Here is a 15,774-nt window from a genome sequence, read left to right on the forward strand (position 1 = left end):
GCGTCTATCCGGCGGATCGGGGCGAGGCCGCCTCGTCGGTCGTCTCGGGCTCCCCCTCGGCGTCCGCGTCCGGCGGCGTGGGGAAGGAGGGACGTGGATGCACATGCCGACGGGCCACGTCGATGATGGCGATGTCCATCAGGAAGCGACGGCCCAGCAGCACCGGGAAATCCAGGTGGGTGCGATCACTGAGGGTGAACTCGACGTTTTCCCGGATCGGCCCCAGGCTCATCAGCAACCGGATCACCGGGCGGGATTCCTCGCCCGTGGCCTGGACGATCCGGACCCGGCGCTCCACCGGTGCCTCGATCCATCGGCCGCGGATGGCCTCGATCACGGCGTCGTCCTCGTTCAGCCCCAGCTTGAAGCGCACCCAGTCCTCGCCATCGCGCTCGAAGGCGGTGATCTCGGTAGCCGACAGCGAGGAGGTGTTGGCCCCGGAATCGATCCGGGCCTCCAGGAAGGTGCCCACGTCAGGCAGGCCCACCCATTCGTTGCGGCCGACCAGGGTCTTGTTGGCCAGCCGCTCGTCCTCGGCCGGGCAGTCGGCGACCGTGGCGGGACGCTGGGGCTCGTCGCTCAGGCGATCCAGGTCGTCCTCGAGGCCTCGCAACAGGTAGCCGACCTCCCGGACGTCGGCGGTCAGGGCCAGCTGCTCCTCCCGGTGCCGGGCCAGGGCCTCGCGCTGGTCCGCGCAATGGGCCGCCAACCGGGCTTCCAGGCCTTCCATGCGCGCCTCGAAGGCCGACGGCGTCAGCGGATCGGGCGGGGACGGGCGCTCGAGCGGGGCCAGGGCGCAGCCGCCGAGCAACAGGCCACCGGCGATCGGCAGAAGGAGAGCGACGGATCGAATCGGCATGGAGGAGGACATCCTTGGCTCGGGCGGTCGGGAACACGGACGGCCGCGCCGGGACGACGCGGAATGTCGCGATGATAAGGAGCAGGGGCCGGGCTGTCCACGGCGGGCCCCGTCCCGGAGGGCGGGATGCCGGGGTTGCACGGTATCTCCATGGTAAGGATTTAACATAATATACATTATGCGAAGTTACGGGGCGGGCACCCGAGGGGCCGTACCATGGCGTGTCCGGGGTCTTTGGGCTAGGATCTTTATCCAAGCCCTCTACAGATCGAAACCCTATGTACAGATTATGCCGCCTGTTGCTGCCGCCCTGGCTCCTGTTGCTGCTCGCCGGCTGCGGCAGCGTCGACCTCTCGCGCTACGCCGGCACGACGCCGGCACTCGACATCGGCGATTATTTCGCCGGGCAGACACGGGCCTGGGGCATGGTCCAGGACTATTCCGGAGCCGTCCAGCGGCGGTTCACGGTCGACATCCAGGGCCGGCTCGACGGCGATACCCTGACCCTGGACGAGCGTTTCGCCTATGCCGACGGTGAAACGGATCGGCGGGTCTGGACCTTCCGGCGTCTCGACGACACGCGCTGGATCGGCCAGGCCGACGATGTCGAGGGGCCCGTCGAGGCTCGCCAGGTCGGCCACGTCTTCCACATGCGCTATCCCCTCGAGGTCGTGGTCGACGAGCGTGCCATCACCTTCACCATGGACGACTGGATGTACCTCCAGCCGGACGGGCGACTGATCAATCGCACGGCCATGCGCAAGTTCGGCCTGACGCTGGCCGAGATCACGCTGGTGTTCGAGCGTCGAGGGTTCGGCGCGAACTAGATGACCTAGTACCACAGTAGGACAACAGCCGTACTACACTGGAACTACGCCCACTCCCATGACGGGTCCGCCATCCGGGCCCGGTCTCAAGGACAGTGACATGGAAGACTCACGGATCAGCACGGGCTGCGAGGGACTCGACCATATCCTGGGGGGCGGCCTTCCGCCCCACAAGGCCTACATGGTGCGAGGCGGCCCGGGGCATGGCAAGACGTCGCTCGGCCTGCAGTTCCTCTCCGCCGCGCGGTCCCTGGGGCCCGCCCTCTACATCGGCTTCCAGGAAACGGAGGAACAGCTCAGGGAGAATGCCGGGCGCCAGGCCCTGGACATCGACGGCCTCCACCTGCTCAGCCTGGTCCCCGACGAGAGCCTCTTCGCCCACAACCAGAGCTACGATCTTTTCCATCCCGTCGAGGTCGAGTTCGACCCCCTGGTGAAGCGGATCCTCGACGCCGTGGAGTCCTGTCGGCCGGCCACCGTGTTCATCGACTCGGTCAGCCATCTGCACCTGCTGTTCTCCGACGCCTATCAGTTCCGGGCCCAGGTGCTGTCCTTCCTGCGCTATCTGCGCCAGCAGGGCTGCACGGTGCTGTTCTCCTCCGAGATCGGGGAACGGGCCTCGGACGTCGACCTGCAGTTTCTCGCCGATGGCGTGATCGAGCTCGGCGCCGAGCGTCACCATGGCTACCTCCAGGTCCGCAAGCTGCGCGGCGCCCGCTTCATGCCGGGCCGGCATCAATGCCGGGTCGGCGCCCGGGGCGTCCAGGCCTTTCCTCACCATGTCCCGCCCGTGGCCCGCACCGAGGCGCCGGACAGCGAGCGCCTCTCCTCGGGCAACGATCGTCTGGATCGCCTGCTCGGCGGAGGGCTCGAGCCCGGCAGCGTGACCCTGATCACCGGCCCCTCGGGCGTGGGCAAGTCCACCCTGGCGGCCTGCTACGCCCGCCAGGCCATCCGTCGGGGTAGCGTGCTGATCTACCTGTTCGAGGAGGAACTCCCCTTCTACCTGAAGCGCGCCGCCGATCTGGGCCTGTCCCTGGCTCCCTTCCAGCGCGACGGCCTGCTGGAGATCGAGCAGGTCGAGCCGATGCGCTACCTGGTGGACGAGTTCCTGGAGCGCGTGCGGTGCCGGGTCGAGGCCCTCGACACCCGGCTGGTCATCCTCGACAGCGTGTCGGGCTTCGAGCTGTCGTTGAACGGCGAGCATCTCAAGGATCGGATCCATGCGTTCGCCAAGGGCCTGGCGCGACGCGGCATCTCGGTGATCCTGATCAACGAGATCCAGGCCATGAGCGGTCCCCTGGCGTTGACCGAGCGCGGCATCAGCTATCTCGCCGACAACGTCCTGTTGCTCAACTATCGTGAAGACGGCGAACGCATGGGCAAGATGCTGGGCGTCCTGAAGAAGCGGGTGGGGAGCTTCGACAACCGCATCTGCGCCTACCGGATCGGCCAGGGGGGGCTGCAGCTCTCGGATGACGAGGTCGACACCAGCCTGCTCAACCGCGGCCCGGGGGCCTGATGTCGGCGATGAGCGCTTCCCGCGACAAGGGACGATTGCTGCTGCTGGTGGCGTCAGCCGCCAATCGACGCCTGCTGACCGAGGCCTTCGATGGCGATTACGAGTGGCTCGCGCCCTCCGCGGATACCCTGCGTCCCCGGTCCTTCGACCTGGTCATCGCCGACCCCCGTGGCCTCGCGCGCCACCGGGAGGCCTTGCGACGGATACGTGAGCAGGAGGCGCCGACGCTGCTGCCCGTGCTGCTGTTGATCGGGCGTGTCGAGATGCGGAGCTCGCTGGCCGACTTCCGGGATCTGGTGGACGAGTTCGCCGTGCTTCCCGCCGATCGCGTCGAACTGACCACCCGCCTCCACCTCTGGATGCGTGCCCGGCGCCTGTCGCTACGACAGCGCGATCATCTGGCCCACCTGGTCCATCACGATCGGCTGACGGGCCTGCCGGTCCATCCCCTGCTGCTGGATCGCCTGCGGCAGGCCCTGGCCTACTCGGAGCAGCCCGGCGAACGGGTCTTCCTGCAGGTCGTCGAGGTGCCCGCCGTGACCCTGGTGAACGCCCTGGGGCAACAGGGACGAGACCTGGCCGTCTGCCGGCTGAGCGAGCGACTGAGCCGACGGATCGACGAGCGGGCCACCCTGGCCAGGATCGGCGACACCCAATGGGGGCTCCTGCATCCCCCCGGCGAGTCCCTCGAGGACGTCCTCGACCTCAGCCGTGCGCTGTGCCAGGCGATGCTCGAGCCCCTCGACATCGGGGGCGAACGGGTCCATGTCTCCCCTCGCGTGGGGATCGCCGCGGCGCCCGACGATGCCCGGGACGCCGAGGCCCTCCTGGACCGTGCCCTGCAGGCGTTGTGTACCGCGAAGGCCGATTCTCCCGCCTTCTTCTCCGCCCGGACGCGGCGGGAAGCGACGGATTTCCTCAGGATCGAGGCCAGCCTGAGGCATGCCCTGTCCCACGGCGGGCTGGAACTCTGGCTGCAGCCCAAGCTGCGGCTGGGAGACGGTCGCGTCGAGGCCGCCGAAGCCTTGATTCGCCTGCGCCGCCCGGACGGTTCCCTGTTGCCCCCGGGCGCCTTCATCGCGGTGGCCGAGACCAGCGGCCTGATCCGGGCGCTGACGCACTGGGTGATACAGGAAGCCTGCCGCCGGCTCGCGACCTGGCGCCAAGCCGGCAAGGGCATGGCGCGCCTGGCGATCAACGTGTCGGCGCATGACCTGGAGGAGGAAGGCTTCGCGGCCTTCCTGCTGGATGCCCTGCAGCGACAGGGATTGCCGAGCTCGGCCCTGGAGCTGGAACTGACCGAGACGACCCTGTTCGCCATGACCGACCGCAGCCTCGCCGCCCTGGGGCGGCTGCGCGAGGCCGGGATGCGCATCGCCATGGACGACTTCGGCACCGGCTACTCGACCTTGAGCTATCTGCACCGGCTGCCGATCGATGTGCTGAAGATCGATCGGGCCTTCGTCGAGGAGGTCCACCTGCACCCCGTGCGGGCCGGGATCATCCGCGCGATCCTGTCCCTGGCCGAGAGCCTGCGGCTCGACACCGTGGCGGAAGGCATCGAATCCGAGGCCGAGGCGGCCTTCCTCGCCGAGCTGGGCGTCGAAGTCGGACAAGGCTACCTGTATGCCCGCCCCATGCCCGAGGCCGAGCTGATGGCCTGGCTGGACACGCCGAGGCCCCGGTCCGCGGGCGGTACCGGGGCCTCGTAGGGCCGGTGGTACGGCGACGCCTCAGAGCGGCTTGCTGTCGTCGGCTTCCTCGTCGGCGGGCGCGTAGGAGCCGTCGGCACGATGCACTTCCTTGCCGGTCAGGCCGGGGGTGAAGACGCATGCCAGGTGCATGGTCTTGTGGGCCCGCAGCAGGTGCTCGTCGTGCTGGTCCAGGATGTAGATGTCGCCCGGCTTGATCGGCCAGATCTTGCCATCGGCCAGGGTCTCGACCTCCCCTTCCCCTTCCATGCAGAACACCGCCTCGAAGTGGTGCTTGTAATGGATATGGGTCTCGGTCCCCTCGTAGATACGCGTGACGTGGAAGGAGCAGTTGCCGCCGTCGTCGGCCAGCGACAGGCGGGTGCTGTCCCAGTTGCCGTTCTCGGCCTTGACCAGGCGCTCGGTCTGGCGCGCTTCCTCGAGATTGCGAACGATCATGACGCTCTCCGTGATGTCAGATGAAGCCGGCCCGGCAGACCGACACGAGGCACCGGCCATCCCCCGTGCGGCGGATGGCCGGCCTTGCCGTTCAGCCTATCAGCTGAGGGCCTGCTTGGCGCTGGTTTCCAGGATGTCCAGCCCCTCGATCAGGTCCTCGTCGGGAATGGTCAGCGGGCAGAGGCACTTGACCACCTCCCCGTCCTGGCCGCTGGTCTCGATGACCAGGCCGTTCTCGAAGGCCTTGGCGGTGATCTTGTCGGCGATGTCGCCTTGGCCCACGTCGATGCCGCGCATCAGGCCGCGACCCCGCTCGGAGGCCGGGATGCCCTTCTCCTCGGTCAGCCAGGCGGCGATCTTGGCGAAGCGTTCCTCGACGATGCGCGCCTTGCGCTGCACGTCACGCTCGAAGGTGTCGTCGCTCCAGTACTTGCGCATGGCGGCCGCGGCGGTGGCGAAGGCCAGGTTGAAGCCGCGGAAGGTGCCGTTGTACTGGCCCGGCTTCCACTTGTCGAGCTCGGGGCGCATCAGCACGTGGGCGAACGGCAGGCCGAAGCCGGACAGCGACTTGGAGTTGGTGACGATGTCCGGGGTCACGCCGGCGTGCTCGAAGCTGAAGAACTTGCCGGTGCGGCCGCAGCCGGCCTGGATGTCGTCGACGATCAGCAGGATGTCGTTGGCCCGGCAGAGCCCTTCCAGGCGCTTGAGCCACTCCAGGCCGGAGACGTTGATGCCGCCCTCGCCCTGGACGGTCTCGACGATCACCGCGGCCGGCACGTCCAGGCCGCCGGACTTGTCGCCGAGCAGCTTCTCGAAGTAGTCGAGGGTATCGGTGGCGTCGCCCAGGTAGCCGTCGTAGGGCATGAAGGCCGCGCCCACGGTCGGCACGCCGCCGGTGGCCTCGCGGAACTTGCGGTTGCCGGTGGTGGCCAGGGCGCCCATGGTCACGCCATGGAAGCCGTTGGTGAAGGTCACGATGTTGTGGCGACCCTTGGCCACGCGGGCCAGGCGAATGGCCGCCTCCACGGCGTTGGTGCCGGTCGGCCCGGGGAAGTGGACCTTGTAGTCCAGCCCGCGGGGCTTGAGGATCACCTCCTCCAGCGTCTCCAGGTAGTCCCGCTTGGCGGCGGTCCAGAAGTCCAGGCCGTGGACGATGCCGTCGCTGGCCAGGTAGTCCACCAGGGCCTGCTTGAGGTGGGGGTTGTTGTGGCCGTAGTTCAGGGTCCCGGCGCCGGCCAGGAAGTCGATGTACTCACGACCGCTCTCGTCGGTGAGGCGGGCATTCTGCGCCTTGGTGAAGACCACCGGGAAGGAGCGGGAATAGGTCCGGACGTCGGACTCCATGCGTTCGAGTGTCTGGGTCTGCATTGCGACCTCCTGTCGGATGAAAGGTAGACGGACGTAAGGGGGGACCACCGGCTCCGCGGGAGCCGGTGCGATGTCGGGTCGGCGTCAGATGTCGGCGGTCTGGAAGGGGCCGATGCGCACGAGGTTCTCGGGGTCGTGCTCGCCGCCGAGCTGATCGGTGGAGAAGTATTCGCGACTGTTCAGGGGAGCCTGCCAGCGATCCGCCAGCCTGCGGAACAGCCCCCAGGACGCCTGGTTGTCGGGGGTGATGGTGGTCTCGAGGTGGTGCACCTCGGCGAGCTCCGGACGGGTCATCACGGCCTCGACCAGGCGGCGGGCCAGGCCGGTGCCGCGCGCCTTCTCACCCACCGCGACCTGCCAGAGGAAGTAGGTGTCGGGCGCGTTGCTCTTCACGTAGCCGGACACGAAGCCGACGATCTCGCCCTCCTCGTTGGTGGCCACCGCACAGGTATCGCGGAACTGGGTCGCCAGCAGCAGGTAGGCATAGGCGGAATTGACGTCCAGCGGGGGGCAGGACTTGACCAGCTCGTAGACGCCCCAGCCATCGTCGGGATTGGGCTTGCGAATGAACAGCGGGGTGGCCTGGTGGCCGACCACGGCATCGGCCACGCTCGGCCGGGCCAGGTCGGCGGAAGGAATGAAGGGCTCTGTGGTTGCGTTCATTGTCGTGTTCGCTGTAGCGAATTTGGAAGGCATCATAACAGCCGCACCCCTCCTTTTCAAAAAGCAGGTTATCCTGCTGCCGAAAAACCATAATGCGGAATTATAGTATGCGCCACGGCACACGGAAGGCGCGGCCTCTTTGCAGAATAGTCCAGCCGTGAACGACGTTCCCCAACGCAAGCGGGCCACCCTGTCCAGGGTGGCCCGCTGACGTTACGTCGAGGTGACGGCGACGACGACCGCTACTACCGTCGCGCCGGCGTCCGCATGGTCACGAACTCCTCGGCGCCGGTCGGATGGATGCCCACCGTCTGGTCGAACTGGGCCTTGGTCAGGCCGGCACGCACGGCGATGGCGATCCCCTGGATCACCTCGCCGGCCTCCTCGCCGACCATGTGGGCCCCGACCACCACGTCGCTTTCGTCATCGACGATCAGCTTCATCAGGCAGCGCTCGCTGCTGCCGGACAGGGTGTGCTTCATGGGGCGGAAGTCCTCGGTATAGACCCGGATCGCGCCGTAGCGCTCCCGGGCCTGCTCCTCCGAGAGCCCCACGGTGCCGATGTTGGGGTGGCAGAACACGGCGGTGGCGATGCGCGAGTAGTCCAGCGGCTCGGGGGTGGTGTCGCCGAAGTGGTGCGCGACCATCTGCATGGCCTCGGCCAGCGCCACCGGGGTCAGCTCCGGGCCGCCGGTCACGTCGCCGAGCGCCAGGAGGGACGGTATCGAGGTCTCGAAGCGCTCGTTCACGGCCAGGCTGCCATCGGGGTTGGTGGCCAGGTCGAACTGGTCGAGCCCCAGCCCCTCCAGGTGCGGGCGTCGGCCCGTGGCCGCCAGCACCGCGTCCACCTCGAGGGTCTCGCCGTTGGTCAGGGTGACCTTCAGGCCGCCCTCGACCTTTTCGATGGCCTCGATGTTGGTCTCGAAGTGGAGATTGACCCCCTTCTTGGCCATCTCGTCCCGGGTGAACTCGCGCACCTCCCGATCGAAGCCGCGCAGGAAGAGCTCGCCCCGGTAGACCAGGTGGGTGTCGCTGCCCAGGCCGTTGAAGATGCTGGCGAACTCCACGGCGATGTAGCCGCCGCCCAGCACCAGGAAGCGCTCGGGGAAGGCGTCGAGGTCGAAGACCCGGTTGGAATCGACGGTCAGCTCCTTGCCGGGGAAGTCGGGGACCCAGGGCCAGCCGCCGACGGCCACCAGGATCTTCTCGGCGCTCACGGTCTCCCCGGCCACGCTGACATGGTGCGGATCCAGCACCTTGGCGCGGCCGTTGATCAGGCGCACGCCGGCGTTGTCCAGCAGTCGCCCGTAGATGCCGTTCAGGCGCTTGATCTCGCCGATCTTGTTGTCGCGCAGGGTGGCCCAGTCGAACTCGGGGGCCGCCGGCAGCCGCCAGCCGAAGCCCCCGGCGTCCTCGAAGGCCTCGTGGAAGTGGGCGGCGTAGGAATACAGCTTCTTGGGCACGCAGCCCACGTTGACGCAAGTGCCGCCCAGGTAGCGGTCCTCGGCCACGGCGACGCGGGCGCCGGTGGCGGCCGCGTTCCGGGCGGCGCGAACACCGCCGGAGCCGGCGCCGATCACGAAGAGGTCGTAGTCGAACTCGGACACAGTCTTCTCCTGATGGTCGTATCGTCCAGAATCGGCGTGATCATACCAGTCGCGGTGTGTGCCAGGGAGGCCCGCTCCATTGACCCTGGCTATCCGGGTAATAAAGAATGCTTGGCGTCCCATGGCCCGACCATCAGAGATCCCTTCCATGAAAACCGAAATGCAACGGCTGCTCGAGCGCAACCGCGACTGGGCGGAGAGCGTCCGCCGCCAGGATCCCGACTTCTTCGCCCGGCTGTCGCAGCAGCAGAATCCCGACTACCTGTGGATCGGCTGCTCCGATTCCCGGGTGCCCGCCAACCAGATCATCGACCTGCCGCCGGGCGAGGTCTTCGTCCACCGCAACGTCGCCAACCTGCTGCACCACAACGACATGAACGCCCTCTCGGTGGTGCAGTTCGCCGTCGACGTGCTGAAGGTGAAGCACATCATGGTGGTCGGCCATTACGGCTGCGGCGGCGTCAAGGCCGCGGTGACCGGCGGCGAGTGCGGCATCGTCGACTACTGGCTGCACTCGGTCCGCGAGCTCTACAGCCGCCACCGCGAGGATCTCGAGCACCTGCCCCTGGACCAGCAGGTGGATCGCATGTGCGAGCTCAACGTCCAGGCCCAGGTCAACAACCTGTCGCGCACCAAGATCCTCCAGCGTGCCTGGCAGCGCGGCCAGCCGCTGGCGGTGCACGGTTGGGTCTATGGCCTGAGCGACGGTCGCGTGACCGACCTGGACTGCAGCGTCGAGGGGCTGGACCAGGTCGCGACCCTCTACCGGATCGATCGCCTGAGCCCCGCGCGCGACGACTGAGCCACCGCCGCCCGGCCCCCCTCATTCGCCGGGCGCATGAGCCCTGTCACTTTTTCGATTGTCTTCTTCCCGCCGGACTCTCTATGTTGAGGGCTGGACCGAAACGAACGGTCGTTCGCCTCCCCGCCCTCGCCGGGAGGCGGAGAACAACAATCCATCCGGCATGGAACGACTCATGACAATCAAGAAGACTCTGCTGGCCAGCGTCATCGGCGCCGCCATGACGACTGCTGCCCTCGCCCCGGCCGCCCAGGCCGAGACCACCCTGCGCATGGCCTACGATGCCGACCCGGTCTCGCTCGACATCCACGAGCAGCTGTCCGGCGGCATCCTGCAGCTGTCCCACATGACCTTCGACCCGCTGGTGCGCTGGACCCAGGACCTCGAGTTCGAGCCTCGCCTGGCCACCGCCTGGGAGCAGGTCGACGACACCACCATGCGCATGACCCTGCGCGAGGGCGTCGAGTTCCACAGCGGCAATCTCTTCACCGCCGAGGACGTGGTGTGGACCGTGGAGCGTCTCAAGCGCAGCCCCGACTTCAAGGCGATCTTCGAGCCCATCGCCTCGGTCACCGCGGTCGACGAGCACACGGTGGAGTTCACCACCGAGAAGCCCTACCCGCTGCTGCTGAACCTGGCCACCTACATCTTCCCGATGGACAGCCAGTTCTACAGCGGCACCGACGCCGACGGCGACCCCAAGGACGAGATCGTCAAGAACGGCAACTCCTACGCCTCGCGTCACCTGTCCGGCACCGGTCCCTTCGAGGTCACCGCCCGCCAGCAGGGCGTGCGCATCGCCTTCGAGCGTAACGAGGACTACTGGGACGAGGCCTCCCCGGGCAACGTCGACGAGATCGTCATGACCCCGATCAGCGAGAACGCCACCCGCGTGGCCGCCCTGCTGTCCGGCGACGTCGACTTCATCGCCCCGGTGCCGCCCAACGACCTGGAGCGTATCCGCGAGGACGAGGACACCCAGCTGGTCACCATGTCCGGCACCCGGATCATCCTCTTCCACATGAACCAGGAGCGCGTCGAGGCCTTCCAGGATCCCCGCGTGCGCCAGGCCTTCGCCTACGCCATCAACCAGGAAGGCATCGCCGACCGCCTGATGAAGGGCTTCGCCACCCCCGCCGCCCAGTTCTCCCCGGAAGGCTATGCGGGCCACGTGGACAGCCTCGAGCCGCGCTACGACATCGAGCGAGCCAAGCAGCTGATGGCCGAGGCCGGTTACGAGGATGGCTTCTCGATCACCATGATGGCGCCCAACAACCGCTACGTGAACGATGCCAAGATCGCCCAGGCGGTGGCCGCCATGCTGGCGCGCATCAACGTGACCGTGGATCTCAAGACCCTGCCCAAGGCCCAGTACTGGGGCGAGTACGACGACCGCGTCGCGGACATGATGATGATCGGCTGGCACGCCGACACCGAGGACTCCGCCAACTTCCACGAGTACCTCACCCAGTGCCCGGACCCCGAGACCGGCGCCGGCCAGTACAACGCCGGCAACTACTGCAACCCGGAGCTCGATGCCCTGGTGGCCGAGGCCAACCTGGAGGTCGACCGCGAGGCGCGGGCCGAGATGCTCCAGCAGGTCGAGCAGACCCTCTACGACGAGGCCGCCTTCATTCCGCTGCACTGGCAGGACCTGGCCTGGGCCTCCGCCGACCACGTCAATATCGAACCGGTCCTCAACGTGATGAACTTCCCCTACCTCGGGGACCTGGTCATCGAGGAAGAGTGACCCTCTCTCGCCGACCCGCCGGTCGGCGAGTCCTCCAACCCTGACCCGGCGGCACGCTCGGGACGAGCGTGTCGCCCTGTGTTGCACACGGGACGCCACCCATGATCGCCTTCCTGATCAAGCGCCTCTTCCATGCGCTGCTGGTGATGTTCGTCATCAGCGTGATCGCCTTCGCCATCCAGGACAACCTGGGCGACCCCATCCAGCAGATGGTCGGCCAGTCCGTCCCGGAGAGCGAGCGCGAGGCCCTGCGCGAAGAGCTCGGCCTCAACGACCCCTTCGCGGTCCAGTACCTGCGCTTCGCCGCCAACGCGGTGCAGTTCGACTTCGGCTATTCCTATGTCTTCAACGAGCCGACCACCGACGTCATCCTGCGCCACCTGCCGGCCACCCTGGAGCTGGTGGCGGCCGCCACCTTCCTGATCATCGCCCTGTCGATTCCCATCGGGGTCTACAGCGCCATCAAGCCGCGCGCCTGGTTGTCGCGGTTCTTCATGGGGGTGTCGATCATCGGCATCTCCATCCCGGTCTTCCTGACCGCCATCGTGCTGATCCAGCTGTTCGCCATCGGCGTGTCCTGGAGCCCCTTCCCCGCCGACACCGGCTGGGGCGCCTGGCTCAATGACCTGATCTCCACCGAGGGCGGCATGCCGGCCTATGGCCGCGGCGAGCCGGTGCCCGTCTTCGGCACCTGGGAGACCAACTTCGCCTCCCTGGAGGGGCTGACCTACCTGGTGCTGCCGGCCATCTCGCTGGCCTCGATCATGCTGCCGCTGTTCATTCGCCTGATCCGCGCCGAGATGCTCGAGGTGCTGCAGTCCGACTACGTCAAGTTCGCCCGGGCCAAGGGGATCTCGCCGCGACGGATCTACTTCCTGCACGCCCTGAAGAACACCATGCTGCCGGTGATCACCGTGGGCGGGGTGCAGATCGGCACCCTGGTGGCCTACACCATCCTCACCGAGACGGTGTTCCAGTGGCCCGGCATGGGACTGATGTTCCTCGACGCCATCGAACGCTCCGACATTCCGCTGATCGTCACCTACCTGATGATCGTGGGGCTGATCTTCGTGATCACCAACACCCTGGTCGACCTGATCTACGGCCTGGTGAACCCCACCGTCAAGCTGACAGGAAAGCCCGCATGACCACCCCGACCTCCCCCACGGCGAGCCGCTGGGAGCGCCTGCGCGACTCCTACCTGCTCTACAGCTTCAAGCGCGACCTGATCGCCCAGGCCAGCCTGCTGGTGTTCATCGTCCTGGTGGCGGGTGCCGTCCTGGCCCCCTGGCTGGCGCCGATGAACCCCTACGACCTGGCCCAGATCGACATCCTGGCCTCGGAGCTGCCGCCCTTCTGGGTCGACGGCAGCGACCCGGCCTACGTGATGGGCACCGACGCCCAGGGCCGCGACCTGCTCTCCACCATCCTCTACGGCGCCCGCGTGTCGCTGATCATCGGCTTCGGCGCGGTGGCCCTGCAGGCGGCGCTGGGCGTGTGCTTCGGCCTGCTGGCCGGCTACCTGGGCGGGCGCGTCGACGCCTTCCTGATGCGCCTGGCCGACATCCAGCTGTCCTTCTCCACCCTGATGGTGGCCATCGTGGTCGGCGCCCTGTTCAAGGCCATCTTCGGCGGCGCCACCTTCAGCGCCTATGCCGTGCCGCTGCTGGTGCTGATCATCGGCCTGGCCGAGTGGCCCCAGTACGCGCGTACCGTGCGCGCCTCGGTGCTTGCCGAGAAGGGCAAGGAATACGTCGACGCCGCCCGGGTGATGGGCCTGTCGAGCCGGCGCATCATGTTCCGGCACATCCTGCCCAACACCCTGTCGCCGATCTTCGTGATCTCCACCGTCCAGGTGGCCAACGCCATCATCTCCGAGGCGGCGCTGTCCTTCCTGGGCCTGGGCATGCCCGAGACCCAGCCCTCGCTGGGCTCGCTGATCAAGTCCGGCTTCGACTACATCCAGTCCGGCTCCTGGTGGATCACCCTGATCCCCGGCCTGGTGCTGGTGGTGCTGGTGCTGGTCATCAACCTGCTCGGCGACTGGCTGCGCGACGTGCTCAACCCGCGTCTCTACAAGGGCTGAGGCCAAGGAGATTCCATGTCACTTCTCGACGTATCCAACCTCGACGTGCGCTTCGCCCTGCGCCGCGGCGACGTGAAGGCCCTGCGCGACGTCTGCTTCAGCCTGGACCGGGGCGAGCGCCTGGGCATCGTGGGCGAATCCGGTGCCGGCAAGTCGGTGGCGGCCTTCAGCCTGCTGAACCTGATCGCCAAGCCCGGCTACATCGCCGGGGGCAGCATCCGCTTCGACGGCCAGGAACTCATCGGCATGAGCGACCGGGGCCTGCGCAAGATCCGCGGGCATCGCATCTCGATGATCTTCCAGGACCCGATGATGACCCTCAATCCGGTGCTGACCATCGGCGAGCAGATGGTGGAGTGCCTGAAGGCCCACCGGCGCATCGGCACCCGGGACGCCCGGGCGATCTCGCTGCGCAAGCTCGAGCAGGTCCAGATCCCCTCTCCCGAGGCGCGCCTGGACCAGTATCCCCATGAGCTGTCCGGCGGCATGCGACAGCGGGTGATCATCGCCATCGCCCTGCTGCTCGACCCGGACATCATCATCGCCGACGAGCCCACCACCGCGCTGGACGTGACCATCCAGGCCGAGATCATGGCCCTGCTGCTGGAGCTGTGCGAGGAGCAGAACGTCGGCCTGATCCTGATCACCCACGACCTGGGCGTGGTCAGCCAGGTCACCCAGCGCATGCTGGTGATGTACGCCGGGCGAGTCATCGAGCAGGGCCCGACCCGGGAGATCATCAACGATCCCCAGCATCCCTACACCCAGGGGCTGATCAACGCCCTGCCCCAGATGGCCACGCCCGGCTCGCGGCTGAACCAGATTCCCGGCAGCATGCCGTCGCTGAACAACCTGCCGAGCGGCTGTGCCTTCCATCCGCGCTGCGGCTTCGTGACCCGCCCCGACGGTTCCACCCGCCAGGCCTGCCACGATGAGGTCCCCGGCTTCGTGACCTCGGGCAACTGCCAGGCGGCCTGTCACATGGTGGCCGAGATGATCGAACGCGAACGCATTCCGGCCGAGGAGCAAGACTGATGAGTTCGACCGCGACATCCCCCGCGCCGGAGCAGGCCCAGCCGCTGCTGTCGCTGCGCGGCCTGGAGAAGCGCTTCTCGCTCTCCGGCGACTTCCTGGAGCAGCTCAAGTTCAAGGGCGGCAAGCTCGTCCGCGAGCAGGAACACGTCCACGCCATCAACGGCGTCGACCTGGACATCCAGCGCGGCGAGGCGCTGTGCGTGGTGGGCGAGTCCGGTTGCGGCAAGTCCACGGTGGCGCGGACCGTGATGGGGCTGATCACCCCCACCGCGGGCGAGATCCGCTACGATGGCGAGCGCATCGACGACCGCACCACCAAGGAACTGCTGCCCTATCGCCGGCGCATGCAGATGATCTTCCAGAACCCCTATGCGTCGCTGAACCCGCGCATGACCATCCAGCAGACCCTGGAGGAGCCCATCCGGCTGCATCATCCGGACTGGAGCCCCCAGCGGGTCAAGGATCAGGTTGCGGAGGTGATGACCTCGGTGGGCATCGCCCCGGACTGGGGGGCACGCTATGGCCACGAGTTCTCCGGCGGCCAGCGTCAGCGCATCGCCATCGCCCGGGCGCTGGCCGTGGACCCCGAGTTCATCGTCGCCGACGAGCCGATCTCCGCCCTGGACGTGTCCATCCAGGCTCAGGTGCTGAACCTGCTGATGGAGGCACAGCAGCAGCGCAACCTGACCTACCTCTTCATCACCCACGACCTGGCGGTGGTCGAGCATTTCGGCACCCGGGTCGCGGTGATGTACCTGGGCCGGGTCTGCGAGGTGGCGCCCACGGCGACCCTGTTCGCCACCCCCCGCCACCCCTATACCCAGGCGCTGATGTCGGCGATTCCGCGGCTCGAGGACGACCGTCCCCAGCACATTCGCCTGCAGGGCGAGGTGCCGACGCCGGTCAACCTGCCCTCGGGGTGTGTCTTCCACGGTCGCTGTCCGCATGCCAACGAGCGCTGCCGCGTGGAGGTGCCGACGCTGATCGCCACCGACGAGGGGGGCCAGGTGGCCTGTCATGGGGTGGAGGAAGGCCGTATCTAGCCTGGCCGGGGGACCGGGGAGGTCTGGCATAATGGACCTTCCCGGCACCCGGATACGGCACG

At 67.5% G+C, this 15,774-nt stretch carries 14 protein-coding genes; 9 read left to right on the plus strand and 5 right to left on the minus strand.

The window, feature by feature from the left end:
- Positions 1-4: 4 nt before the first annotated feature.
- Positions 5-859, minus strand: coding sequence for an ATP-dependent zinc protease family protein (locus tag BEI_RS09085; protein WP_097789216.1), 855 nt, complete (start codon positions 857-859; stop codon positions 5-7).
- A gap of 278 nt (positions 860-1,137) precedes the next feature.
- Here BEI_RS09085 and BEI_RS09090 point away from each other — a divergent pair, with 278 nt between their 5' ends.
- From BEI_RS09090 to BEI_RS09100, 3 genes are all read left to right on the plus strand, one after another.
- Positions 1,138-1,686 (plus strand): DUF3833 domain-containing protein, encoded by a 549-nt coding sequence (locus BEI_RS09090; protein WP_097789217.1) that lies wholly within the window; start codon positions 1,138-1,140, stop codon positions 1,684-1,686.
- Positions 1,687-1,786: 100 nt separating this feature from the next.
- Complete coding sequence (locus BEI_RS09095) at positions 1,787-3,208, plus strand: ATPase domain-containing protein (protein ID WP_193765186.1); 1,422 nt, start codon at positions 1,787-1,789, stop codon at positions 3,206-3,208.
- Between the two features lie 8 nt (positions 3,209-3,216).
- Positions 3,217-4,920, plus strand: coding sequence for a putative bifunctional diguanylate cyclase/phosphodiesterase (locus BEI_RS09100; protein ID WP_193765187.1), 1,704 nt, complete (start codon positions 3,217-3,219; stop codon positions 4,918-4,920).
- 21 nt (positions 4,921-4,941) lie between these two features.
- On the opposite strand, the gene BEI_RS09105 is transcribed toward BEI_RS09100, so the two are convergent.
- From BEI_RS09105 to gorA, 4 genes are all read right to left on the minus strand, one after another.
- Positions 4,942-5,358, minus strand: a complete 417-nt coding sequence (locus BEI_RS09105) for an ectoine synthase (protein ID WP_097789220.1) — start codon at positions 5,356-5,358, stop codon at positions 4,942-4,944.
- A gap of 99 nt (positions 5,359-5,457) precedes the next feature.
- On the minus strand, positions 5,458-6,726 hold the full coding sequence (ectB, locus tag BEI_RS09110) for a diaminobutyrate--2-oxoglutarate transaminase (RefSeq protein ID WP_097789221.1): 1,269 nt from the start codon (positions 6,724-6,726) through the stop codon (positions 5,458-5,460).
- Positions 6,727-6,810: 84 nt separating this feature from the next.
- A complete protein-coding gene (gene ectA, locus BEI_RS09115) occupies positions 6,811-7,389 on the minus strand; it encodes a diaminobutyrate acetyltransferase (protein WP_097789222.1) in 579 nt (192 codons plus the stop codon).
- Between the two features lie 245 nt (positions 7,390-7,634).
- Positions 7,635-8,996, minus strand: coding sequence for a glutathione-disulfide reductase (gene gorA, locus BEI_RS09120; protein WP_227644660.1), 1,362 nt, complete (start codon positions 8,994-8,996; stop codon positions 7,635-7,637).
- A gap of 148 nt (positions 8,997-9,144) precedes the next feature.
- Between gorA and can the strand changes: the two genes are divergently transcribed.
- The 6 genes from can to BEI_RS09150 all read left to right on the plus strand — a co-directional run bounded on the left by can (position 9,145) and on the right by BEI_RS09150 (position 15,712).
- Positions 9,145-9,798, plus strand: a complete 654-nt coding sequence (gene can, locus BEI_RS09125; RefSeq protein WP_097789224.1) for a carbonate dehydratase — start codon at positions 9,145-9,147, stop codon at positions 9,796-9,798.
- Between the two features lie 175 nt (positions 9,799-9,973).
- Positions 9,974-11,548 (plus strand): ABC transporter substrate-binding protein, encoded by a 1,575-nt coding sequence (locus BEI_RS09130; RefSeq protein ID WP_097789225.1) that lies wholly within the window; start codon positions 9,974-9,976, stop codon positions 11,546-11,548.
- Positions 11,549-11,649: 101 nt separating this feature from the next.
- Positions 11,650-12,696, plus strand: coding sequence for an ABC transporter permease (locus BEI_RS09135; RefSeq protein WP_097789226.1), 1,047 nt, complete (start codon positions 11,650-11,652; stop codon positions 12,694-12,696).
- Complete coding sequence (locus BEI_RS09140; RefSeq protein ID WP_097789227.1) at positions 12,693-13,634, plus strand: ABC transporter permease; 942 nt, start codon at positions 12,693-12,695, stop codon at positions 13,632-13,634. The genes BEI_RS09135 and BEI_RS09140 overlap by 4 nt, the downstream gene beginning before the upstream one ends.
- Before the next feature lie 15 nt (positions 13,635-13,649).
- Positions 13,650-14,669 carry an ABC transporter ATP-binding protein gene (locus tag BEI_RS09145; RefSeq protein ID WP_097789228.1) on the plus strand — a complete coding sequence of 340 codons (1,020 nt, stop codon included), beginning with the start codon at positions 13,650-13,652 and terminating at the stop codon, positions 14,667-14,669.
- Positions 14,669-15,712 (plus strand): ABC transporter ATP-binding protein, encoded by a 1,044-nt coding sequence (locus BEI_RS09150; RefSeq protein ID WP_097789229.1) that lies wholly within the window; start codon positions 14,669-14,671, stop codon positions 15,710-15,712. The genes BEI_RS09145 and BEI_RS09150 overlap by 1 nt, the downstream gene beginning before the upstream one ends.
- Positions 15,713-15,774: the final 62 nt, after the last annotated feature.

Source organism: Halomonas beimenensis, from assembly GCF_002549795.1.
Lineage (GTDB): Bacteria > Pseudomonadota > Gammaproteobacteria > Pseudomonadales > Halomonadaceae > Halomonas > Halomonas beimenensis.